This window comes from Roseibium sp. JB4-4 (assembly GCF_055693425.1).
The window spans coordinates 5,684,720-5,706,394 of the sequence record NZ_CM146333.1 but is presented as its reverse complement, the minus strand read 5'-3'; the positions used below and the strand labels follow the sequence as shown (position 1 = coordinate 5,706,394).

Here is a 21,675-nt window from a genome sequence, read left to right as displayed (position 1 = left end):
CCATCATGCCAATCATCATTGAACTGGATGTCATGCTCGCCCGTCGCAAGATGCGTTCAAAAGAGTTGGCCGAACGCATCGGAATCACGGAACAGAATGTCTCGCTGCTCAAATCCGGCAAGGTGAAGGGCGTGCGGTTTGAAACGCTTGAAAAGATCTGCGAAGTGCTGGACTGCCAACCAGGCGATATTCTGATCTATGAGCCAGAGCCTGATAGCTGAACCTGCGCGCATCGTGAGCAAACACCTCAATATAAGGCGCTCCTGCCCCACTCCCGCTTGAGCAGCAAAGCCTTTATCCATCCAGGTCGCTATTCGGCGGCTTCCGCCGACCCGTACCCCAGCTGCTCATTCAGCTTGCCGATCAGTCCAACTGCGGCTTCGGCGATAACCGTTCCCGGCGGAAAGATCGCGGCAGCTCCGGCTTCATACAAGGCGTCATAGTCTTGCGGCGGGACAACACCACCAACCACGATAATGATGTCTTCCCGGCCCTCTTGTGCGAGCGTAGATTTCAGGGCTGGGACCAGCGTCAGGTGACCAGCCGCAAGCGATGAAACGCCGACCACATGGACGTCATTTTCAACAGCCTGACGGGCGGCCTCTTCCGGTGTCTGGAACAAGGGGCCGATATCAACGTCAAAGCCAAGGTCGGCGAAGGCCGAAGCGATCACCTTCTGGCCGCGATCGTGGCCGTCCTGGCCCATCTTTGCGACCAGAATACGCGGACGGCGGCCATCATTGTCCTCGAAGGCTTCAACAAGCTTTTGCACCTTGTCCATGGTTCCGGACATCTCGCCTGCCTCCCTTTTGTAGACCCCCGCAATAGACTTGATTTCAGCCTTGTGTCTGTCAAAGACCTTTTCCATGGCGAGCGAGATTTCGCCAACCGTCGCCATCGCGCGCGCAGCCTTGACGGAAAGGTCGAGCAGATTGCCATCACCAGTTTTCGCACACGTGGTGAGAGCTTCAAGAGCTGCCTGTGTCTCCGTCTCGTTCCGTTCTTCACGCAAACGTCTCAGTTTGTCGATTTGAGCGGCCCTGACCTGAGCATTGTCCACTTTCAGGACATCGATCGGCGGTTCGTTTTCGGGCTTGAACTTGTTGACACCGACGACCGTCTGAGTACCGCTGTCGATACGTGCCTGTGTCTTGGCAGCAGCCTCCTCGATGCGTAACTTCGGAATACCCTTTTCAATTGCCTTCGCCATGCCTCCGAGCTGTTCCACTTCCCGGATATGAGCCATTGCCTTCTCGGCCAGATCGGCGGTCAGTTTTTCAACATAAAAGGAACCGCCCCAAGGATCGATCACCTTGGTCGTTCCGCTTTCCTGTTGCAGGAACAACTGTGTGTTGCGGGCAATCCGTGCCGAAAAATCTGTCGGCAGGGCCAGGGCTTCATCCAGTGCGTTTGTGTGCAGGGACTGGGTATGCCCTTGCGTTGCCGCCATGGCTTCAACACACGTGCGAACCACATTGTTGAACACATCCTGAGCGGTCAGGGACCATCCCGACGTTTGCGAATGAGTGCGCAGGGACAAAGACTTCGGGTTTTTGGGTTGGAAGTTTTCTTCCATCAATGTCGCCCAGATCAGGCGCGCAGCCCTGAGCTTGGCAACTTCCATGAAGAAGTTCATTCCAATCGCCCAGAAGAATGACAACCTCGGTGCGAACCGGTCAATATCCATTCCCGCGGCCACACCGGCACGGGCATATTCGATGCCGTCGGCAATCGTATAGGCGAGCTCCAGGTCTGCGGTCGCACCGGCTTCCTGCATATGATAGCCGGAGATGGAGATAGAGTTGAACCGCGGCATATTCTGCGACGTGTAACTGAAGATATCCGAGATGATCCGCATCGAATGCTGCGGGGGATAGATATAGGTGTTGCGGACCATGAACTCCTTCAGAATGTCGTTCTGAATGGTTCCTGAAAGATCCTGTTGCGCGACACCCTGCTCTTCAGCTGCAACAATATACAGGGCCAAAACAGGCAGAACAGCGCCATTCATGGTCATGGAGACGCTCATCTTGTCCAGCGGTATGCCGGAAAAGAGTGTCCTCATGTCATAAATGGAATCGATGGCCACACCGGCCATGCCGACATCGCCCGATACCCGGGGGTGGTCGCTGTCATATCCCCTGTGGGTGGCGAGATCGAACGCAACCGACAGTCCTTTTTGACCGGCTGCCAGATTGCGCCTGTAAAACGCGTTGGAATCCTCCGCCGTTGAAAAGCCCGCGTATTGGCGCACGGTCCAGGGCTGCTGGACATACATCGTCGGATATGGGCCGCGCAGATACGGTGCCAAACCCGGCCAGGTATCAATTTGCCTGAGACCCTTGGTGTCGTCCGCCTCGAACACAGAAGGTACGTCGATGTCTTCCGGCGTCCTCCAAGCCGTTCGATCGGCTTTTCCGACATTCGGCAGTACGTTGCGGAACGGTTTGTCGGAATAATTCGGGATCCTGCTCATCCCCGGACCTCCAGATCTGTCAGCGCGGTGTCTGCAGCCGTATTGAGCCGCTTGTGCGCGGTCTCAAGCAACGAAAGCAGATCGCAGCCAGCGTAAAGGTATGTGTCAATGCCAGCTTCAGTATAGCTCTTTTCCCGCTCGCCAGGCTTGCCGGCCAGGTAAAGATGGCTCGCGCCGGCCTCCTTGAGCTCAAGAGCGACGGCAATTGCCTCTGTCTCATAAACCGCATCCGATGACACCAGACACGCCAGCGGTGTGCCGCTTTGCTTGAAAGCAGCAATCAGCTGATCTCGCGTTTCAAACATTTGCGGACCAACGGCCTCTATTCCCCCGGCTGCAAAGGCGTTCACGGACCAGGTCGCCTGTGCCGTAAACTGTGCAAGGCTTCCAAGGCTCGCCAAGAAGATTTTCGGTGGTGACGCGTTCTGTGCTTCGTAGTCTTCTGCAACTGAGCGCAGGCGTTCAAAGGGCTCTGCGATCCGTCCTGTGTCCAGTGTTCTGAGGGACGTGTCGCGTGGCACAAGATCGAGACGCATTCCAAGCTTGCGAAGAGAGTGCCCCTGCAACGCGAGGGCTTTCAGGGCATTCAGCCTTTCACCGTTTCCAGGTTCCGGCAGATCTCCCGGAGGTGCCTCCAAGTCGCTTATGTCTTGAGGTTTTGTCTGAAGAACCTCCACGGCTTTTTCTGACAGGTCCGGAAACTCGCTGACCCCGGTAACCGGCCTCTTTCGCCGCGCAACTTTCGCCTGCAAATCGGTTCTTGCAGCCTCGATCTGGTCGTGCACCAAACCGGATCGTATTGCGTTGACAAGGCCGCCAGCGGCCTCGATTTCCTGGAAAAGCTTCCAGGCCACTTCGCAAAGACTGTCGGTTCTGCCTTCAATCGCACCTGAACCAGCTGATGGGTCCATGACCTTTGAAAGACTGCTCTCCTCAAGCAAAATCGACTGGGTGTTGCGAGCAATTCTGCGCGCAAATGCATCGGGCAAACCAACTGCGAGCGTGTGCGGCAGCACACAAATACTGTCCGCTCCGCCGACGCCGGCTGCAAAGGTTGCAACAGTGTTTCTCAGCAAATTGACCCAAGGGTCTCTTTGCGTGAGCATTCTGAAAGACGTGCTCATGTGCAGCTGCATAGGACTTTGCGGCAACCCGGCACCATCCAGAACGCAGGCCCACAGAGCGCGGACGGCGCGAGCTTTCGCAATGGTCCCGAATTGATCAGCTTCTGCAATCAAGCTCATTGAGATGCGGTCCGACCAGTTCTCCGGCGGGAGATGCGTGTCTTCCAGCATTCGAAGGTGTGCAGCCGCGGACGCCAGAACAAGTGCCAACTCTTGTGCAGGTGTTGCCCCGGCTTCGTGCCAGACACGGCCATCGGCCTTCATCAGGCGAACCGGGCTGCCCAACCCATGTGCAGCCCCGACAGCATCACGAAAATGCCGAAAGACATGTTCCATATCTTCAAGCGCAACACCGTTCTCTGCAATCCAGCTGTAGGGATCGAACCCTGCTGTGATGTTCACAGTCGCTGGATCAAGTCCTTGCTTCTCAAGATGGGCGAACAGCGCTGCAAGAACCGGCATGTTCTCACGGCCTGCGTCGAACCTGAGACTGATCAGGTCCAATTGAACGTCTTTCAGCAGCGTTTCAATGGAAGCGAGATCTTCCACTTGAATGCCGCTGCCATAAGAGCTCGATGCCCCGAAGAAAATGAGATCAAGGCCGCTCGCGCCACCGTTGAGGTCATCAAGGATCTGCAGATTGGCCTCGGAAGGATCGGGGATGTCTATCCTTTGGACAACGCTCCAGTCAGCTTCACCCGCGCGCAACAGCTTCGAAGCCGTATCAGAGCGCCGAGGATAAAGCGGCGCCGTATCGAAGCCATCCTCAGTTTGCCCAAACAGCCGGTCTCTCGACTGGCCCTTCAGTGCCTTGTCGACGGATGCCCACCAGGCGTCTTCATCGGCGCTGTAAAAGCTGTCGGGTCCGGTGAAACTGTTCGGCATTTCAAACTCTCCCTGACCGATTACTACCTTGAAAGGTCCGGTCGCAAGTCTCGTTTTAGTCGCTCGCTACAAGGCTTGGCAACTCAGCAGAAAGGGTAGGTTCGCCGCTGCCAACAGCTGTTGACCGTCAACATTGCCGGCAAGATCGCGAACACTAGAAGAGTGTTTGCTGGAGCTCGTTCAATAATGCTGGTTCCCGGCACCAAGATTTTTTCGAAGTTCTGAGTCGATCTTGCATCGCTTCAGATCGACATCTTTCGAGCCACGCAACAAAAATTGCAGAGATGCATAGTAACTTGCCAAATTTTTGGCGGAATAAGCAAACTTTGCCAGTTTTCCCTATTGGTACGATCAACAATTGTATTGTAGCGTAATGGTGCCGACGCATGGGAAGTTCTACCCTTATAATAAATGCGCGGCATTCGGGTTCAGTCCTCTTCTCGACAGGGTTTAGGCGGAACGCGTTACTAACCCATCGGCGGACGAAATCGGCTTGCGCCCTTCGTTCGCAAAAAAAGCGGCGCAAAAAGCCGCAAAGGATGTGCACAATGCTTGATCAGACAGAACTAAAGAGCAAACTGAGAGCAATTTCTGAAGCCAACGCAGCGCACCATGTACTCGACATTCTCGAGTCAAATCTGCGCCGCATGGGGGCTACCCACATACTGATCACCGGTCTGCCTATGCCGAACCGGCCGATTGACAACCTGGTGCAGCGTTTTCGCTGGCCCGATCAGCGCAATGACGGCATCGAAAGCACTTCGCTTTCGGCCAATGACAGCGCATTAATGCTGGGCCTCGGCTCGAACAGAGCACGCGTCTGGTCCATCACGGCAGGCGACATGGAACATTCCGATCTCCTGGCTTCTGCAGGTGAAAGCAGCCAGATTGTCGTTGTTCCCGTAACCGAACTTTATCCGTTCCAGGCCTTTGTCTTTGCAAGCGGCCCTTCGCTTCAGGTCAACAAGTATGATCTTTCGAACCTCGAAGTCCTTGCCGCTGCGGCCTTCTCCAGGCTGCGTGAGCTCGGTGTCGTGTCAGGACAGCGCCCTGGGGCTCTTTCGACACGCGAACGCAGAGTGCTTGAACTGACGGCTTATGGCAAAACGGCCGGAGAAATCGCCGACGTTCTCGATATTTCACAACGCACCGTTCATGCCCACCTGCAAAATGCCAGCGTGAAGCTGAACGCCTCCAACAAGACACACACAGTTGTCGAGGCACTGCGCTACGGGCAGATCAGCGTTTAGACATACTTGATCGCACCAGCAAAACTGGTTGCGGCTTCACAGCAAAAAAGGCGCGCAAATTGCGCGCCTTTTTCTTTCAAAATCAAATCACTACCGAGATTTCTTAATAACTCATCATAGGAGGCAGTTCTTTCGCCTGCTCCACCCATTTGGTGACCTGTGATTCACTCGGAACCTGGCGCACGAGTTTTTTGTCCTCGTTGACCTCTTGCATCTTGGCTGCAAGATTGGCCGCGTTACGGTGCTTAAGTTCCTTCACCGTATCGACACCAGCGGCCTCCAGAAGTTCGGAATACTCTTCACCGACACCGCTGATACGCATCAGATCGGCCATATTGGCCCATTTCAAAATGCGCTTGCCTTCAATGCCCGTCTCGTCTTCAAGCGCTTTACGGCCCTTCGGATCCTTGGCACGCTCCAGATAAGCTTCGGTCGTCTTGATACCGAGCTCACCAAGCTTGGCAGCATATGTCGGGCCGATGCCCTCGATTTCGTCGATGGAATAAGCCATCCGCACAGTACTCCCTAAATCAACCGGCAACCGAACCCTGGGACAGTCATAGGATTTGGCTCAGCCCCGGAATTTGTGAAACCACGTCATCCACAACATCGTCCCCCGCTTTTTCCTTAGCATAGGAAATGAGTTCTTTGGCAACACTTTGAACACCGTCCATATCGAGACCGGCACTATTCAACTCATTGAGAGCTGCCATGGCACCCATGCCACCGCCCATCATGCTGCCGAGGCCGCCCAGAAGACCTCCGCCACCGCCATTCTCTTCGCGTGCGTCCACCAGGGCCTGCGCTCCAGGAAGAGCATCAAAGATGAGCTGCATCTTGTCCTCAGGGCCTTCCTTGTTCAGGAAACCGAGAATAATGCCGACAGCATTGGTCGCCATGCCTTCGTCGATTCCTGCAGCTGCCATGATGCGATTTATGAGCTCTTCCATGTCGTTCTCCTAAAGCATTTCCTGCACCACAGACTTCCCGGTGCGAGTCAGACACCTCTATACAGGTCCGAAATTGGTTCCGTCGATGGGATAACACATCGCACGCGCGCATTTTTGAAAAGGCTTTGCTAGGCTGGCGTAAATCAATCGGATTCGAAGGAGGTCGGTGGGACGTGAAGGCAAAGGACAGTATCTTTATCGGTGCAAGCGGCAAGAATGAAACGCTGGCTCTTAAACTTGCAAATCGACACGGCCTGATCGCCGGTGCCACCGGGACTGGCAAAACCGTTTCCCTTCAGATTTTGGCAGAGGGATTTTCAAAGGCTGGCGTGCCCGTGTTTTGCGCCGATATCAAGGGAGACCTGTCCGGTCTTGCCGCCGAAGGTGTGTCAAAGGACTTCCTGGAAAAGCGTGCCAAGGAAGTTGGTTTGAGCAAAAGCTACGAATACAAGGCTTTTCCATCCGTCTTTTGGGATTTGCTTGGCGAACAGGGGCATCCGATCCGCACAACAGTTTCTGAAATCGGACCGTTGCTGCTGGCCCGGCTTCTGGAACTCAATGACACGCAGGAAGGCGTGCTCAACGTTCTCTTTGAGCTTGCGGATGACGAAGGCATGTTGCTCCTGGATCTGAAGGATCTGCGCGCCATGCTTACCCATGTCGCGGAAAGGGCATCGGAGCTTTCTTCCGTCTATGGCAATGTTTCCAAATCATCCGTTGGCGCTATACAGCGCCGCCTCCTGGTGCTTGAACGCCAGGGGGAGAAAACTTTTTCGGCGAACCGGCGCTCGACATCCGCGACTTTATCCGCACAGCACCTGATGGTCGTGGCATCGTCAACATTCTGGCGGCCGACAAACTAATGACGTCACCTCGCCTATACGGCGTCTTTCTCTTGTGGTTGCTGTCTGAACTGTTTGAAGAATTGCCGGAAGTCGGTGACCCGGAAAAACCGAAGCTTGTGTTCTTCTTTGACGAAGCCCACCTGCTTTTCAGTGACGCTCCCAAAGCTCTCGTCGAGAAAGTCGAGCAGGTTGTGAGACTGATACGCTCAAAGGGTGTCGGCGTCTATTTCGTGACACAGAACCCTCTCGATATTCCCGAAACGGTACTGGCGCAGCTGGGCAACCGCGTTCAGCACGCTCTTCGTGCTTTTACGCCAAGAGACCAGAAAGCCGTCAGAGCAGCGGCGGAAACCTTCCGGCCCAACCCGGACCTCGACACGGAACGTGTCATCACTGAGCTCGGCGTCGGAGAGGCCCTGGTTTCAACGCTGGAAGGCAAAGGTATCCCGTCTATCGTTCAACGCACGCTAATACGGCCTCCCTCGTCTCGACTTGGCCCTATCAAAAAAGGTGAACGTCGATCCTTGATCCAGTCCAGTCCAATATTCGGTCTCTATGAACGCACCAGGGACAGGACGTCAGCCTATGAGATCCTCATGGGCCGGGCCGAAGAAGAACAGCGGCAAGAGCAGCGCCGCCGCGACAAGGAAGACAGCTACGCCAAAAAACACGGCGAGCCGCGCCGTTCCCGGTCCGGATTCCAGCTACCTGACTTTGGCCGCGATGACCGACCACGCAGAGACAGCCGGCAACGCAGCAGCCGTCGGCGCAGTCAGCGCGATACCGTGCTGGAAGCAGGTTTGAAATCTGCGGCGAGAAGCCTGGGCACTTCGCTCGGAAAGGCTCTTGTGAGAGGACTTCTCGGTTCACTCAAGCGCGGCAACTGACACAAATGCCCGCCAAGTCACCTTCGCCGAACGACATTGAACGTCGCGCGCTTGGCATTTCAAAATGGTCCAATCTCTTCATGGCCGCGGCCGGGATCTTGACAGCATGGCTGTCAAGATCGGATGCCATGCTCGTGGACGGTCTCTATTCAGCAGTCAATTTCGTCTCGGCCATTGCAGCGGCACGGATTGGCGCCAGGGTCGGACTCCCCGACGCGGAGCCGTCCCTGGGGACAGGATTTCGACGAGGTTCTTTATGTAACCTTTCGAAGCCTCATCCTGATTGGCGTACTGGTCTTTGCCGCAATCATCTCCTGCACCAAGATCTGGACCTTTTTCAACGGCGGCACGGTTCCCGAACTCGTCTTCGGACCGATAGCGATTTATGCCGTTGTCATCGTCGCGATTTGCCTGGGGCTGGCTTACAATTTTCATCGCGCTTACCGCTTAACCGGGCGCCGCAGTGAAATATTGCGTACCGAAGCTAGGGCAGCACTTATTGACGGCGCCTTGAGCATTGGTTCCGGAGCAGCGCTTCTATCCTTGCCATTTCTCAAGGGCACCCCGCTGGCACCTTACGTCCCGATCGGTGACGCGGTTATCGTCCTGGCTCTGATCCTTGCCATCATCTGGCAGCCGCTCTCGACTTTTCGCAAGACTTTGGCTGACCTTGCAGGCGTCAGTGCACCAAGTGGCACTCACACCAAAGCCACCCGAACCGCGCGCGACCTGGCGGGTGAATATGGCTTTCATTTTCACCGTGCGGCTGTGCTTCAGGCGGGGCGCATGCACTTTGTTGCCGTCTACATAAACCCTGAGCGAGCCGTGGTTGCGAGTGAAATCGATGCATATCGAGATACTTTGTCGGCAAGGCTGGAAGACAGGATCGGCCCCACGCGCGTGGAAGTCATAGTGACGGCGAACGATCTTCTGGAAAAGAAGACGCCAAACAGCCGGCCTTCCTGACTGCGACTTAGCGGGAATTTGGGAAAGGTCGCTGTCGCAAAGGAATATCCAATTGCACTGAACGCCCGGTTGTGGCCTGTTAGGCGTTTCTGTAGGAGCTTGAGTCCCTCGGGCTTCGTGCAATCTGTTCCAATATCGGGGATCCGTTATGAGTTCCATCGACAAGGTTCTGGCGCGCATCGACGCCAACCTAGACACCAGCCTTGACCGTCTCTTTGACCTGCTGAAGATCAAGAGCATCTCCACCGATCCTGAGTTCAAGGCGCCTTGCCGCCATGCCGCAGAATGGTTGGCGAAGGAGCTGACGGAAATCGGCATCGAAGCCTCTGTGCGCGATACGGCCGGACACCCCATGGTCGTCGGTCACAAGAAGTCTGGAAAGCCAGGGCCTCACGTACTCTTCTACGGGCACTACGACGTGCAACCGGTGGACCCGCTCGAGCTCTGGAAAAATGATCCGTTCGAGCCCAGCATCGAAACGAAGGATGATGGCACCAAGATTATTGTCGCTCGAGGCTCCTCTGACGACAAAGGTCAGCTGATGACCTTTGTCGAGGCCGCTCGCGCATTCATAGCCGAAACAGGCGACTTGCCCGTCGATGTGACCATCTTGTTCGAAGGCGAAGAAGAATCCGGTTCCCCCTCGCTTCAGCCCTTCCTGCAGTCACACAAAGACGAACTGTCTTGCGACCTCGCCCTTGTCTGCGACACCGGTATGTGGGACGCGAAAACACCGGCCATTGCAGTCATGCTGCGCGGCATGGTTGGGGACGAGATCATCGTCAGGGCCGCAAGCAGGGATCTCCACTCAGGCATGTATGGCGGTTCCGCACAGAACCCCAATCACATCGTGGCAGATGTCATTGCCGGTCTTCATGATGCCAACGGCAAAGTCACCCTGCCCGGTTTCTATGACGGCGTCATCGAAATGCCGGAAAATGTAAAGGCTCTCTGGGAAACACTCGGTTTCTCGGTCGAGGATTTCCTTGGCGATGTCGGTCTGAAATATCCACGCGGAGAAAACGATCGAACACCGCTGGAGCATCTGTGGACTCGGCCAACAGTTGAAGTGAACGGCATGTGGGGCGGCTACCAGGGAGCCGGCTCGAAAACCGTGATCCCCGCAGAAGCACACGCCAAGTTCACCTTCCGTCTTGTCGGAGACCAGGACCCGGACAAGGTTCAGGAATCATTCCGCGCGTATGTACGCTCGAAAATTCCTGAGGATTGCAGCGTTGAGTTCATCGCGAAGGATGGCAGTCCGGCACTCAGGCTGGATTTCGATATGCCGGCCCTGGAAAAGGGCAAACGAGCGCTTCACGATGAATGGGGCAAGGACACAGCTCTCGTCGGCATGGGCGGTTCAATCCCGATCGTCGGCGACTTCAAACGCCTTTTGGGCATGGACACGCTGATGATCGGTTTTGGATTGGAAGACGATCAGATCCACTCCCCCAACGAAAAGTACAATCTCACCAGCTTCCACAAGGGCATTCGCTCGTGGGCACGTGTCCTCGACGAATTGTCAAAGGACTAAACCTGATCAACGGCCGTGTCGGGTGTCGGCACGGCACAGCGCCATGGAGAAGGCATTCATGAAATCCATCTGCGTTTTTTGCGGCTCCAGCTATGGCGCTCAGGAAGCCTATGGCCACGCGGCCAAGGAGACCGGCCGCGTGATTGCGGAAAACGGCTATCGACTGGTTTATGGCGGTGCCAAGGTTGGCCTGATGGGGACAGTCGCAGATGCAGCCCTGGAAGCAGGCGGCGAGGTAATCGGCGTGCTGCCACGCTCACTGCAGGAGAAGGAAATCGGCCACGAGGGCCTGAACGAGTTGTACCTTGTCGGGTCCATGCATGAGCGCAAGGCGCTTATGGCTGATTTGTCGGACGCCTTCGTTGCCCTTCCTGGCGGCGTTGGCACACTTGAGGAAATCTTTGAGGTCTGGACCTGGGGTCAGCTTGGCTATCACCAAAAACCGTGTGGATTTTTGAACATTGAAGGATATTACGATCAGCTGGTCGCGTTCCTTGATCATCAGACCCAGGAAGCTTTCACAAAACAAGCGATGCGCGACATGGTTCAAATTTCCGACTCGCCGTTGGACCTGATCGGAAAATTCCAAAACTACAGTCCTCCTTCCACCCCTAAGTGGATCAAGAGGGACGAAACCTGACCATCCATCTTGTCCGATACCGCCAAGCCGCTACGGAAAGCGATACGAACTTTCCACAGGGGTGCGACCGGTCTTTGCAAACAAGACGTTAGTTGCTAAGTCCTCTGTCAATCGCGCGCACTATTGTGCCGCAACACCCTGTTCGAGATTGTTTTATGCGTTTCAGTGCTGTCGCTACTGCATGTCTTTTTGCTCTTATTGGAGCCGCTTGTTCGCCGACTGCTGATCTCGACGGGACTTCGGGGCGCCTGGTTCGCACGTCGGATCTGACCCTTGTTCACATCACTGAAGACAGCGTCGGAGGCATCACACCCGCAACTGCCTACGGCTCGAAGTCGATCGAAAGCGCTTTGCCAGGTTTCACTACGGAAGGCATCCAGACCGCCGTTGAGAACAACACCGAATGGGCACTGGCCGCATTCAACAGCGATGGCTTTCAGGTCCTTCAGGTGTTCAAAGGAGACAACGGCAAGATCCGCACCGTGCACGGCGTCACCCACCATTTGCAGGGCCCCAATGGCGAGCGTATCGGCATGACCTTCTCTGAAGTGGGCACCGCCCGTTCTGACTGCCGGGTCGGCAAGAATCTCTGGCGCGGCATGGCCATTTGCAAGTCGCGCGGGCATCAAAACGTCCAGCTGGTATATGCAATTCCGGGCTACCAGGGTCCTTTCGACCAATTGCCCCCATCCAAGGACTTGTTTGACGCTCAAATGCAGAGAATTCTTTGGACACCTAAGAGCTGACAAAAGCACAGGTGCCAGCAGCCACAGCTTCGTTGGGCCTCAAAAAACCAAACGTCTTCAGACGTGTGGTTTCGATTTGACCATCACTTCGCCGACCGGCCGCCAGACATTGCGCATCTTCAGTGTCTTTTCCGCAGTATCTGCCAGATCCATCAACATCGGCATCCCCCGGTCCTGAATGAATGGCAAAGACTTTACGTCGCCGCCTGTCCAGGGAAGGAATGGATTTCGGCGCATATGCCAGTGGATCTCAGATCGGACTGTCGGCTTGTCGGAAGGCGTTCGACCGTGAAAGGCAAAGGTATCGGCAACCACAAGCGTGTTCTCCGGAACAGCCATTTTAACCGGTTGCGGAAGACCAAGGTCTGAAAGGTCTTCCCGCTTGATCCGAAACGATCCGCTCGCATGGTGCGACCGCGGATCCTTTGCAGCCGTCAACGAACACTCATATTCCCAGTCGAGGCGGTCTTTGGTCAGCTTGTGTGACCCGGGCACAAAGAAAAAGGGACCATCGTCCTCACCGACATCTTGAAGGAAGAGCCAGGCTTTTGAAGTGGCATGGAACGTGTCCGCATGCGCATCTGATTGCGGGTCTTTCTTCTTCACCTTTTGCGGCTCAACAAGCACAGTTTGAATAAAACTGAGCGGATACCCCCTTGTGAGGCAGCATAGCGGATCATGTTAAGCGCGCGCGAGTCGCGAACGGCCTGCGCCAGTGCCGGGTTTTTGCTCAGGAGTGATGGAGGCAGCATGGTCATCCGCGTGACGGCCTGTCCCTGCCGCATTTCGCGTGCTTCCAGCGCCTGATTGAATACTTCTTCTTTTAGCTGAGCGTAGACCTCGGCAGGCAGGAAATCATGCACAAGGAAATATCCGTTTTCATCGAAAAACGCGTGCTCTTCCGGAGCAACCAGCCGTGCAAGACGCGCCCTGCGGGCCGCAGCCATGTCTGCTGCCAGCTTCACCCGCTTTTTGTGCAAGCCCCAGGTATTCAGACGTTCGCTGCCAAGCAGTGGGTTTTTCCGTGGCGACTTGTCTGTGCCTGCCAGCCCAAGAACCCATAGCGGTGCTTTCAAAAAGAAAGGGGTGTCATGCTGTACCTGAAAAATCGTTGATCGAATTTGGTGTTATTAACACGGCATCAGGTGAAACTGACAAGCGGGAATGAGCTTGCATCCGAATTTTGATCACACCTTGCGGACAATGCATCAACGTTCTCCCTTTTGCGGCAGTGACCTTTGCCCTTACCTGCGCTAAGCGTTGAACCATGGCTCAGACACTCGACCCTTCTCGCCTGCTAAAGGATCTCAAGAACGGCAACCGCGCCGCACTCGCCCGCGCCATCACATTGGTGGAATCCAAAAAGGCGGATCATCGGCATCTGGCACACCAGCTAATACAGGACCTTCTGCCGCTGACAGGCCGGGCCACAAGGGTTGGCATAACCGGTGTCCCCGGGGTCGGCAAATCAACAACGATCGACACGCTCGGATCCAATTTGACGAATTCCGGTCACAGGGTCGCTGTTCTGGCGGTCGACCCCTCTTCCACCCGCACCGGGGGGTCGATCCTTGGAGACAAAACGCGGATGGCGCGCCTTGCGGTAGACGAAAATGCCTTCATTCGCCCATCTCCGTCCGCCGGAACGCTTGGAGGCGTCGCCGCCAAGACGCGGGAAACGATGCTTCTTTGTGAAGCGGCAGGGTTTGACGTCATTCTGGTCGAAACCGTCGGCATCGGGCAATCGGAAACCACTGTTGCAGACATGGTCGATTTCTTTTTGGTACTGATGCTGCCCGGAGCCGGAGATGAACTGCAGGGTATCAAGAAGGGTGTTCTTGAAATCGCTGACATGATTGCGGTCAACAAGGCAGAAGGTGAAGGGGCCTTAAGGGCTCGCTCAGCAGCTTCGGACTATCGGGCTGCCCTTCACATCCTCGCACCAAAGTCACCCAACTGGTCTCCGCCTGTGGTGACAATCTCAGGTCTTGCGAATGAAGGTCTGAGAGAATTGTGGCAACAAGTCGCCCATTATCGCGACAAGATGCAGGCAACGGGTGAGTGGAATGACAAGCGCAGCCGGCAACAGGTTGCCTGGATGTGGGATATGCTGCACCAACGCACGATGGATGCCTTGAAGACCAGTTCAAGAACTGCGGGACGTCTGGACGATCTGGAGGCAAGCGTAAGGGCCGGAAAAACATCCGTTTCACTGGCTGTGGACGAACTGGCGGGTTTGATCGGTCTGGAGAATTAGGGCCAATGCGAAGAGCAAACAAAACAATCCTTGTGACTGGTTTTTCTCCCTTTCCCGGAAGCCCTGTCAATCCGACTGAAATGCTGATGCACCGGCTCCCAAAACGGCTGGGTGAAAGTCATCGCGGTGTTTCATTTGTTTTTGCGGTCTTGCCGACAACCTGGGCCGGACGCGAAAAAGTGACGGATCGACTGCGCAAAACCATAAAGCCGGATGCAATCATTCATTTCGGTGTTGATGGCACACGCCGCACAATCAATCTTGAAACTCGAGCCGTGAACCAGGCCGTGCGGGTACGCCCGGACGCCGTCGGGGATGCCCCAAAGCAACCCGAACTTCAGATCAACGGAGAAAGATCGCGTAGCTCTACGCTGCCAGCGCGCGCCTTGCTTGAGGCGGCCAGCAGCAGCGGTGCACCGGTAAGGCTGTCCAGCAATGCCGGCACGTACCTTTGCAACGCGACACTCTGGGATTCCATCGGCTCCGGCATCCCGAGTATCTTCGTTCACGTGCCAACGCTCCCCAAAGGAAAGATGGACACACGCCCGTCCCTGCCGCGTGTTGAGGATGCGGCGGTCCGCATCCTGCAAGAAACTGCGAGGCGATTGCAAAGCAGCTGACGTTGATCTGCAATTGTCGACTTCGCAGATCTAGTGACCATCCTGGTCGAGCAATCGCTCGACCTGACGGATACAGTCCCCCGCCATTTGACCTGCAAGGCCGGCACGTCCCAGAACTCTTAGACCAAAATAGATCGAGAGAATTCCGCGCGCAGTTTCTCTTGCAGCTGCTTCGTTCAGGCGTTGGTCGTCGAGCAGAGCACGAAAAAAGAATTCTCGAGCCGATGGACCATTGCCTGAAGCTTTGCTTCTGCTTCCGCGTCTTCGGCCGCCTTGTCGACAAGCGCATTACACAAAAAACACCCTAGTCGATCGCCGTTCCGCCGGACTTCTTCAGCAACCTTGCCAAACAGTCCCAAGATGCGGGCACGGCCTGATCCCTGATTGGGATCGGTCAAAAAAGCAGCTGTCCCGCTGATTACCTTGTCGTTGTATCTTTCAAGTGCGGCAAGGTAGATGGACTGCTTGTCTTGAAAGGCTTTGTAAAAGGACCCTTTCGTGATCTCCATGGCCGCAAGAAGTTCGGACAGAGAGGCCTGTTCATAGCCGACTTGCCAAAACAATCCCATGGCCTTGTCCATGGCCTCATCGGCATCAAATTCGCGCGGTCTCGCCATTCTACCTCCAAGATGGATCACTCACGGATCAGTCACGTGAGATCACGGCCTTGTGTTTTGTACCAATCGGTTCCTAATACTATATCAAATACACCGGACAGAGACAAATATTAGCGCCTTATTAGGTACCAATTAGTTCCTAATAAACGAGTTACAACCTTCTTTTGTTCGGCTGCCTGTTCAACACACGAATACTTACGTGGGAGAATTCTGAAATGTTCAAAAACCTGATCCGCGGCACCGCAGCTACACTTGTTGTCTTTGCCGGACTTGTTTCCGGTGCCCTTGCTGCCGGAGCTGATGTCAACGCGACGATTACGGGCCTTGCACTCCGCGGTGTCGACCCGGTCTCTTATTTCTCCAACGGCGCTCCGCAGGCCGGCGATTTCCAGATTACCGAAGTTCACAACGGCGCTACATATCGCTTCACTTCGGAAGAAAACCGCGATCTTTTCAAGGCCAATCCTGCTAAATACTTGCCGCAGTACGGTGGCTTCTGTGCCTTTGGAACGGCAATGGGCGTAAAGGTCGATGGCGATCCTGACCTTTGGAAGATCGTTGATGGCAAGCTGTACCTGAACCTCTCCCAGTCCATTCAGGAACGTTGGAACAAGGACATTCCGGGCCACATCACAAATGCCGACACCAACTGGACGGACATCAAGGACGTTTCCCCAAGCGATCTGTGATCCCCTCTTGTCACTTTAGCATCGCTTGAAACACCGGCCGGGCGCCCCTCCCGGCCGGTTTTTCTTATTCAACGTCATCACAAATGCCCGTTCCGGCACGCCCTTTGCTGAGTTCAGGTCAAACCCTGACTTTGCCTCCCATTGTGGGACGCTTGAAAGCAATTGGCCCGTTAGATGACACGAGACTTAGCAAAACTGAGCCGCCGCACGTTTCTTGCCGGGACAGCACTGTGCCTTTCTGGGACAGCTGCCGCTGCGCAAATGAAAGTTGCCGATCTCAGAGGATCCATCGATTCCGCAGATCTTGGGCTGCTTCCAAATGCTGCCGACGATCAGACTGCTCAGTTTCAAAATGCTGTTAACAGGGCGGTGGAACGCGGACGGGCGCTTTTTCTACCGGCAGGAACTTATCCGGTTGCCAATCTTCGCCTTCCTTCAGGCACATTGATTGTCGGTGTCCCCGGCCGAACCCGTCTTGTCTATCAAGGTGGCGGGGGCCAACTGGTGCGCGCTGAAGGCGTTACAAATATCGGTCTCACCGGCATAACTTTCGACGGTGCTAACCGCTCGATCGGAGATTTCACAGAAGGCTTGTTGCATTTCATCGGCGTGCGCAATCTGGTGATCGAAAACTGCGAAATCGCAGGTTCCGCCAAGATGGGCGCTGTCCTGGACCGGTGTTCCGGGCGGGTTGAAAACTGCCGGATTTCGGGTGCAGCGGAAGCCGGGTTGCGTTCCAACGAAGCTGCTGGCCTCGCCATCACAGGAAACACTGTTACCGATTGTGCCAATGGCGGTATCTGGATTCATCGCTGGCGTGAAGGCGAAGACGGAACCATTGTCTCCGGAAATCGGGTAGAACGCATCGGCGCCCGATATGGCGGCACCGGCCAATTCGGCAACGGTATCAACGTATTTCGCGCCCATGGTGTTATGATCGCCAACAACCGTGTCGCTGATTGCGCATTCTCTGCAATCCGGTCGAACACCGGCTCGAATGTCCAGATTATCGGCAATTCATGCCTGCGCTCCGGCGAGACGGCAATTTATTCGGAATTCGGTTTTCAGGGTGCCGTGATTTCCAACAATATCGTGGACGGTGGCACGACAGGCATCTCCATTGCCAACTTCATGGATGGCGGGCGTATGGCAGTTTGTTCCGGCAATCTTATTCGCAATATTTCCGAAACTGGCCCCTATCCGCCGGAAGTTGCAGGCTTTGGCATCGGTATTGCCGCAGAAGCGGACACGGCGTTGACCGGAAACATCATTGAAGGCGCTCCCAAGTTCGGAATGATGCTCGGATGGGGCCCCTATATGCGCAACGTGACCGCCTCTCAAAACGTCCTCAGAGAATGCGGCACGGGCATTGCCGTGACAGTCGTTGATGGCGCAGGCCCTGCGGTAATCACCGGAAACATTGTCCAGGGCTCGAAAAACGGTGGCATCAACGGCTTCCGCTGGCTGGAACGCGCCACAGGCGAATTGAACAACCACTCCGAATTTTCAAACCTGACAGTGAACGGCAACCAGGTAGCCGCTTGAAAGGCAAGCGTTTAGCCGAGTGCAAATCGCAGGGACAGACAGGATAGTCCACCGTCGACTTTGCGCGCTTCATGGGTTGGCAGGACCACGGTCTTGAAGCCCGCGTTCTCAATAGCTGCCAGTGTTTTTGGGTATCCCTCCGGCACCAGGACAACATCATTCACACGAATGACATTGGCAGCGTAATCCTCTCCCTCCGGCACAACCACGATGGGCCGTCCATTGAAAAACCCACTCTCGGCCATGACACGAGTGGCAAGAATGACGCCATCGCCAAGTGTGGAACAAGCCGTCTTGAAGTGAAGAACCCCTCGGGGTGTTTCGCAGACTTCCGCTTGATACCCCCAATCACCAAGCAATTTCGCAAAGGCGTCAGCGCCTTCTCTGTCTGTCCGCGCTGAAAGTCCTATCAGGATTGTGTCGTCAAGCGTCAGAACGTCGCCGCCATCCACATGGCCCTCGCCGGGAAGAACCGCCACCGTTTCAAAAACACTGTCCAGTGCGGCACGAATTTCCGCGCCCTCGCCTAACCGGCTTTCTGTCCCGGGCCGCAACTGGATGGCGGCATTCGGCAGACAAAATGCCGGGTCTTCGACAAAGCAGCTGTCCGGAAAGGCTTCAAGTGCAGGCAGAACGTTGACACTCAGCCCTGCCTCTTGCAGAGCCTTGATATAGAGCCCATGTTCTTCGCGAAATTTATCACCGCTCGGGTCGCCGCTATCGACCGCACGGATACCGTTGGCAACACTATTGGCCGGTGTCCGGGCAATTGCATGTGTAAACTGAAATGACAGACCGGCGCGATGCGTCATAACGGAACTCCCATGAACAAGACTTCCGCCAACACAGCCATTCGAAAGGCAGAAATGCAAGATGCTGCCACCTTGAAAACGTGCATTGAAAGGGCCTATGCACCAGTAAGACTGAAGCTGAGCGATCTGCCGGATGTTTCTGCCGGAATTGAGGAGGACATCGCCGGCAACGAGGTGTTCATTGCAGAAACCGATGGCTGCACGGCAGGCTGTGCAATTCTGTCTTTCGACGGATCAAGGGCACATTTGAGCAACATTGCCGTTGACCCGGATTTCAAAGGACAAGGCATCGGCAAGGCATTGATCGGCGCCGTTGAAGCTGCTGCAAGAGCAAAAGAAGTGCCCGTAATCCACCTTGCGACCCACGTTTCGATGCCGGAGAATGTCGCGCTCTACAGCCGGTTAGGTTGGCTGGAGACACAAAGAACCGGCAACAAGGTCCTGATGGAAAAGAGCCTTTAAAGATCGAAACCCTTTTAAGGCAGCGCCGCTTTCAAGGCACTCAAAAATTCATCAGTCGGCTTCATATGTCCTGCCTGAACGCCTTTGCGTGTCAATATGGACGGATTGACGAGACTGTCCAGAAGCGCGGCCTCTTCTTCGTTGAGCTCAAGCACGGCTTCCAGAATGGTTGCCATGATGACCTCAGCCGCCCGTGTAGCTCCGTCGTCGCATTTGAGTGCAATTCCGAAGCCGAGTTCAGGCACAGAGCCGCAATAAACTCCCTCAGCTCCGGTTTTGACCAGGACGCGTCCGCGAAAGCCTTCCATGACCTTGGTACAGAAGCGGTCGGCACCGGCCACCATGTAAGGCTCATTGATGCAGGCGTTGTAGATTCGCTCGGCGGCCTCAGCTCGAAGTGGTTCAAGGCCTTCACCTGTGCCAAAGGATGCAAATGCCCGTGCGAAACCTCTCAAGGGCGAGGCATAGGTCGGGATGGAACAGCCGTCTGTGCCGCAAACGTCTTCTGAAAGAGTATCGCCTGTGAGTTGTTCCATCACCAGGCGGACCTCGCGCTGGACGGGGTGACCAGGCTCGACATAGCCACGCGTTTCGACACCCATGACTTTTGCAAGCCCCAGAAAGCCAGCATGTTTACCGGAACAGTTGTTGTGCAGTCCGGATGGCGTCTCGTCGGTCAAGATCAGCTTTGCCGCATCTTCCATGCGCTGTGGCCATTGCGGACCGCATTCCAGATCATCTTCGGTAAGGCCCGCCTTCATTAGCATGACCTTGGCCGAGTTGGCGTGCACTTCCTCTCCGCTGTGAGAGGCACAGGCAAGTGCCAACTCCGCGTCGTTCAGATCCAACGCATCGGCTGCTCCGGACTCAACAAGCGGGATTGCCTGCAGAGCCTTGATCGCGGACCTGGGAAACACCTTGGCATCGATATCTCCAAGGCTGCACACGATATTGCCCGAGGCATCTGAAATCGCGACGCAACCGCGATGCAGGCTCTCGGTGAGATTGCCGCGTGTGACATCGACCAGTACCGGGTTGTCCATAAAGTTTCTCATCTTGAAAACATGTCTTTTCAGGCTAGGCAGATTCGGTTCGTGCTGCAGTCAAAAAGGTCCTTAGCCGGATGAGCGCTTCGTCGATCACCGCATCCTGCTTGCAAAAACAAAACCGGATAAAGCCGGTCGGAGCCTCTCCGCCATAAAAGGCAGATACGGGAACAGCTGCAACACCTGCGTGCTTGACCAGTGTTTCACAGGCCTCCACGTCTGTCGCGCCAAGACCCAGGTTACCGATGTCACAAGTCAGGAAATAGGTTGCAGCACACGGTAGAACCGAAAAACCGAGGTCACTGAGGCCCTTGGCCATCCGATCTCGTTTCGCGGCCAGGTCTCGCACCAGACTTCCATAGTAAGCGTCATCTTTGCCAAGACCAAACGCAACGGCCTTTTGCAGATGGGGCGGCGTTGTGAACGTCACCCATTGATGTGCCTTTGCAATCGGGTCCATCAACGGCGCTGGCCCCGTGATATACCCCACCTTCCAGCCAGTCAGAGAAAAGGTCTTTCCTGCAGAACCGACACGCAATGTGCGTTCGCGCATACCGTCAAAGGCCATCAATGGCCTGTGTACCGCTCCATCAAACACGAGGTGTTCGTAGACTTCGTCGCAAATGGCATAGGCATCATATTCTTTGCAAAGATCAGCCACCAATTGAAGTTCGGCGTCGGAAAAAACCTTCGCTGTCGGGTTCATCGGGTTGTTGATCAGGATGGCTTTTGTCTTTTCGGAAAAAGCCTCGCGCAGCGCCGCCTCGTTCAACGCCCAGTTCGGAGGGGTCACCCGCACCCGTACGGGTATCCCGCCCGCTTGCCTGACCAGCGGTAGATAACAATCGTAAAGCGGTTCGATCAGCACAACCTCATCGCCAGGCGAGATGAGCGCGAAGATGCAGTCCGCCAGGGCTTCCGTTGCACCGGAAGTCACAATGACTTCGCTGCCGGCGTCGATATCTAGGCCATAGAACCTCTTGTTGGCCGCAGCCACGGCGTGACGCAACTCAGGTAAGCCCAACATCGGCGGATACTGGTTTGGACCATCGACCAGCGCTTGAGCTGCCTTTTGTCGGATGTCTTCAGGCCCGTCCACATCAGGAAACCCCTGACCGAGATTCACCGCCTTGTGGGTCATGGCAAGCCGCGACATGGTCTCGAAAACGGTTGTATTGATACCGGTAAAGACAGGATTGGTGGGCTTCATGTTTCCTCCCGCTGATCCGGCGTTTCTACTGCGCGTCTGTCTCGCCGTCGAGCCTTTTGTCCAACGGGTTTTCACGCGTTGCGGCAATGAGCATTGGATTTGTGGAAGCTT

Annotated in this window: 21 protein-coding genes and 1 pseudogene; 12 read left to right on the top strand and 10 right to left on the bottom strand. The window is 55.4% G+C overall.

Annotated elements, in window-relative coordinates; translation table 11 throughout:
• The first annotated feature begins 5 nt into the window (after positions 1-5).
• Entirely contained in the window at positions 6-221 is a 216-nt protein-coding gene (locus ACZ1HV_RS26900; RefSeq protein WP_298818461.1) for a helix-turn-helix domain-containing protein, read from the top strand.
• Positions 222-310: 89 nt separating this feature from the next.
• On the opposite strand, the gene scpA is transcribed toward ACZ1HV_RS26900, so the two are convergent.
• The gene (gene scpA / locus ACZ1HV_RS26895; RefSeq protein WP_472716860.1) at positions 311-2,476 is read right to left on the bottom strand and encodes a methylmalonyl-CoA mutase; all 2,166 of its coding nucleotides are present in this window, start codon (positions 2,474-2,476) and stop codon (positions 311-313) included.
• On the bottom strand, positions 2,473-4,485 hold the full coding sequence (locus ACZ1HV_RS26890; protein WP_472716859.1) for a methylmalonyl-CoA mutase family protein: 2,013 nt from the start codon (positions 4,483-4,485) through the stop codon (positions 2,473-2,475). Before ACZ1HV_RS26890 ends, scpA begins: the two co-directional genes overlap by 4 nt.
• Before the next feature lie 548 nt (positions 4,486-5,033).
• Here ACZ1HV_RS26890 and ACZ1HV_RS26885 point away from each other — a divergent pair.
• The gene (locus ACZ1HV_RS26885; RefSeq protein WP_298818455.1) at positions 5,034-5,735 is read left to right on the top strand and encodes a helix-turn-helix domain-containing protein; all 702 of its coding nucleotides are present in this window, start codon (positions 5,034-5,036) and stop codon (positions 5,733-5,735) included.
• 103 nt (positions 5,736-5,838) lie between these two features.
• Here the strand turns inward: ACZ1HV_RS26885 and ACZ1HV_RS26880 are convergent, their stop codons facing one another.
• Both ACZ1HV_RS26880 and ACZ1HV_RS26875 read right to left on the bottom strand, forming a co-directional pair.
• Positions 5,839-6,246 carry a DUF4332 domain-containing protein gene (locus ACZ1HV_RS26880; protein WP_298818453.1) on the bottom strand — a complete coding sequence of 136 codons (408 nt, stop codon included), beginning with the start codon at positions 6,244-6,246 and terminating at the stop codon, positions 5,839-5,841.
• A 46-nt stretch (positions 6,247-6,292) separates the two neighbouring features.
• Entirely contained in the window at positions 6,293-6,685 is a 393-nt protein-coding gene (locus ACZ1HV_RS26875; protein WP_298818451.1) for a DUF2267 domain-containing protein, read from the bottom strand.
• A gap of 173 nt (positions 6,686-6,858) precedes the next feature.
• Between ACZ1HV_RS26875 and ACZ1HV_RS26870 the strand changes: the two are divergent.
• The 5 genes and pseudogenes from ACZ1HV_RS26870 (at position 6,859) to ACZ1HV_RS26850 (ending at position 12,306) form a co-directional block, all read left to right on the top strand.
• Positions 6,859-8,417 (top strand): annotated as a pseudogene (locus tag ACZ1HV_RS26870) (helicase HerA-like domain-containing protein).
• A gap of 189 nt (positions 8,418-8,606) precedes the next feature.
• The gene (locus tag ACZ1HV_RS26865) at positions 8,607-9,383 is read left to right on the top strand and encodes a cation efflux transmembrane domain-containing protein (protein WP_472716858.1); all 777 of its coding nucleotides are present in this window, start codon (positions 8,607-8,609) and stop codon (positions 9,381-9,383) included.
• A gap of 148 nt (positions 9,384-9,531) precedes the next feature.
• Positions 9,532-10,920 carry a dipeptidase gene (locus ACZ1HV_RS26860; protein ID WP_472716857.1) on the top strand — a complete coding sequence of 463 codons (1,389 nt, stop codon included), beginning with the start codon at positions 9,532-9,534 and terminating at the stop codon, positions 10,918-10,920.
• Positions 10,921-10,978: 58 nt separating this feature from the next.
• Positions 10,979-11,560, top strand: a complete 582-nt coding sequence (locus ACZ1HV_RS26855) for an LOG family protein (protein WP_298986549.1) — start codon at positions 10,979-10,981, stop codon at positions 11,558-11,560.
• Positions 11,561-11,715: 155 nt separating this feature from the next.
• A complete protein-coding gene (locus ACZ1HV_RS26850; protein ID WP_472716856.1) occupies positions 11,716-12,306 on the top strand; it encodes a DUF1131 family protein in 591 nt (196 codons plus the stop codon).
• A gap of 57 nt (positions 12,307-12,363) precedes the next feature.
• Here ACZ1HV_RS26850 and ACZ1HV_RS26845 read toward each other — a convergent pair whose 3' ends face one another.
• A complete protein-coding gene (locus ACZ1HV_RS26845) occupies positions 12,364-12,912 on the bottom strand; it encodes a phytanoyl-CoA dioxygenase family protein (RefSeq protein WP_472716855.1) in 549 nt (182 codons plus the stop codon).
• Positions 12,909-13,382, bottom strand: a complete 474-nt coding sequence (locus ACZ1HV_RS26840; RefSeq protein ID WP_472716854.1) for a hypothetical protein — start codon at positions 13,380-13,382, stop codon at positions 12,909-12,911. Before ACZ1HV_RS26840 ends, ACZ1HV_RS26845 begins: the two co-directional genes overlap by 4 nt.
• Positions 13,383-13,573: 191 nt before the next feature.
• Between ACZ1HV_RS26840 and meaB the strand changes: the two genes are divergently transcribed.
• Together meaB and ACZ1HV_RS26830 are read left to right on the top strand one after the other, a co-directional pair.
• On the top strand, positions 13,574-14,563 hold the full coding sequence (gene meaB, locus ACZ1HV_RS26835) for a methylmalonyl Co-A mutase-associated GTPase MeaB (protein ID WP_472716853.1): 990 nt from the start codon (positions 13,574-13,576) through the stop codon (positions 14,561-14,563).
• Positions 14,564-14,568: 5 nt separating this feature from the next.
• Entirely contained in the window at positions 14,569-15,183 is a 615-nt protein-coding gene (locus ACZ1HV_RS26830) for a pyroglutamyl-peptidase I (protein WP_298965400.1), read from the top strand.
• 176 nt (positions 15,184-15,359) lie between these two features.
• On the opposite strand, the gene ACZ1HV_RS26825 is transcribed toward ACZ1HV_RS26830, so the two are convergent.
• Positions 15,360-15,800 carry a TetR/AcrR family transcriptional regulator gene (locus tag ACZ1HV_RS26825; protein ID WP_472716852.1) on the bottom strand — a complete coding sequence of 147 codons (441 nt, stop codon included), beginning with the start codon at positions 15,798-15,800 and terminating at the stop codon, positions 15,360-15,362.
• Positions 15,801-16,015: 215 nt separating this feature from the next.
• Here ACZ1HV_RS26825 and ACZ1HV_RS26820 point away from each other — a divergent pair, with 215 nt between their 5' ends.
• The gene (locus ACZ1HV_RS26820) at positions 16,016-16,489 is read left to right on the top strand and encodes a YHS domain-containing (seleno)protein (RefSeq protein WP_298965404.1); all 474 of its coding nucleotides are present in this window, start codon (positions 16,016-16,018) and stop codon (positions 16,487-16,489) included.
• A 174-nt stretch (positions 16,490-16,663) separates the two neighbouring features.
• A complete protein-coding gene (locus ACZ1HV_RS26815) occupies positions 16,664-18,034 on the top strand; it encodes a TIGR03808 family TAT-translocated repetitive protein (protein WP_472716851.1) in 1,371 nt (456 codons plus the stop codon).
• A gap of 11 nt (positions 18,035-18,045) precedes the next feature.
• Here ACZ1HV_RS26815 and ACZ1HV_RS26810 read toward each other — a convergent pair whose 3' ends face one another.
• Positions 18,046-18,846, bottom strand: coding sequence for a dimethylarginine dimethylaminohydrolase family protein (locus ACZ1HV_RS26810; protein WP_472716850.1), 801 nt, complete (start codon positions 18,844-18,846; stop codon positions 18,046-18,048).
• 12 nt (positions 18,847-18,858) lie between these two features.
• On the opposite strand from ACZ1HV_RS26810, the gene ACZ1HV_RS26805 reads away from it, so the two are divergent.
• Positions 18,859-19,308, top strand: coding sequence for a GNAT family N-acetyltransferase (locus ACZ1HV_RS26805; RefSeq protein WP_298965410.1), 450 nt, complete (start codon positions 18,859-18,861; stop codon positions 19,306-19,308).
• Positions 19,309-19,322: 14 nt separating this feature from the next.
• Here the strand turns inward: ACZ1HV_RS26805 and ACZ1HV_RS26800 are convergent, their stop codons facing one another.
• Complete coding sequence (locus tag ACZ1HV_RS26800) at positions 19,323-20,351, bottom strand: asparaginase (RefSeq protein ID WP_298986568.1); 1,029 nt, start codon at positions 20,349-20,351, stop codon at positions 19,323-19,325.
• Positions 20,352-20,385: 34 nt separating this feature from the next.
• The gene (locus ACZ1HV_RS26795; RefSeq protein WP_472716849.1) at positions 20,386-21,564 is read right to left on the bottom strand and encodes an aminotransferase; all 1,179 of its coding nucleotides are present in this window, start codon (positions 21,562-21,564) and stop codon (positions 20,386-20,388) included.
• Positions 21,565-21,675 lie beyond the last annotated feature (111 nt).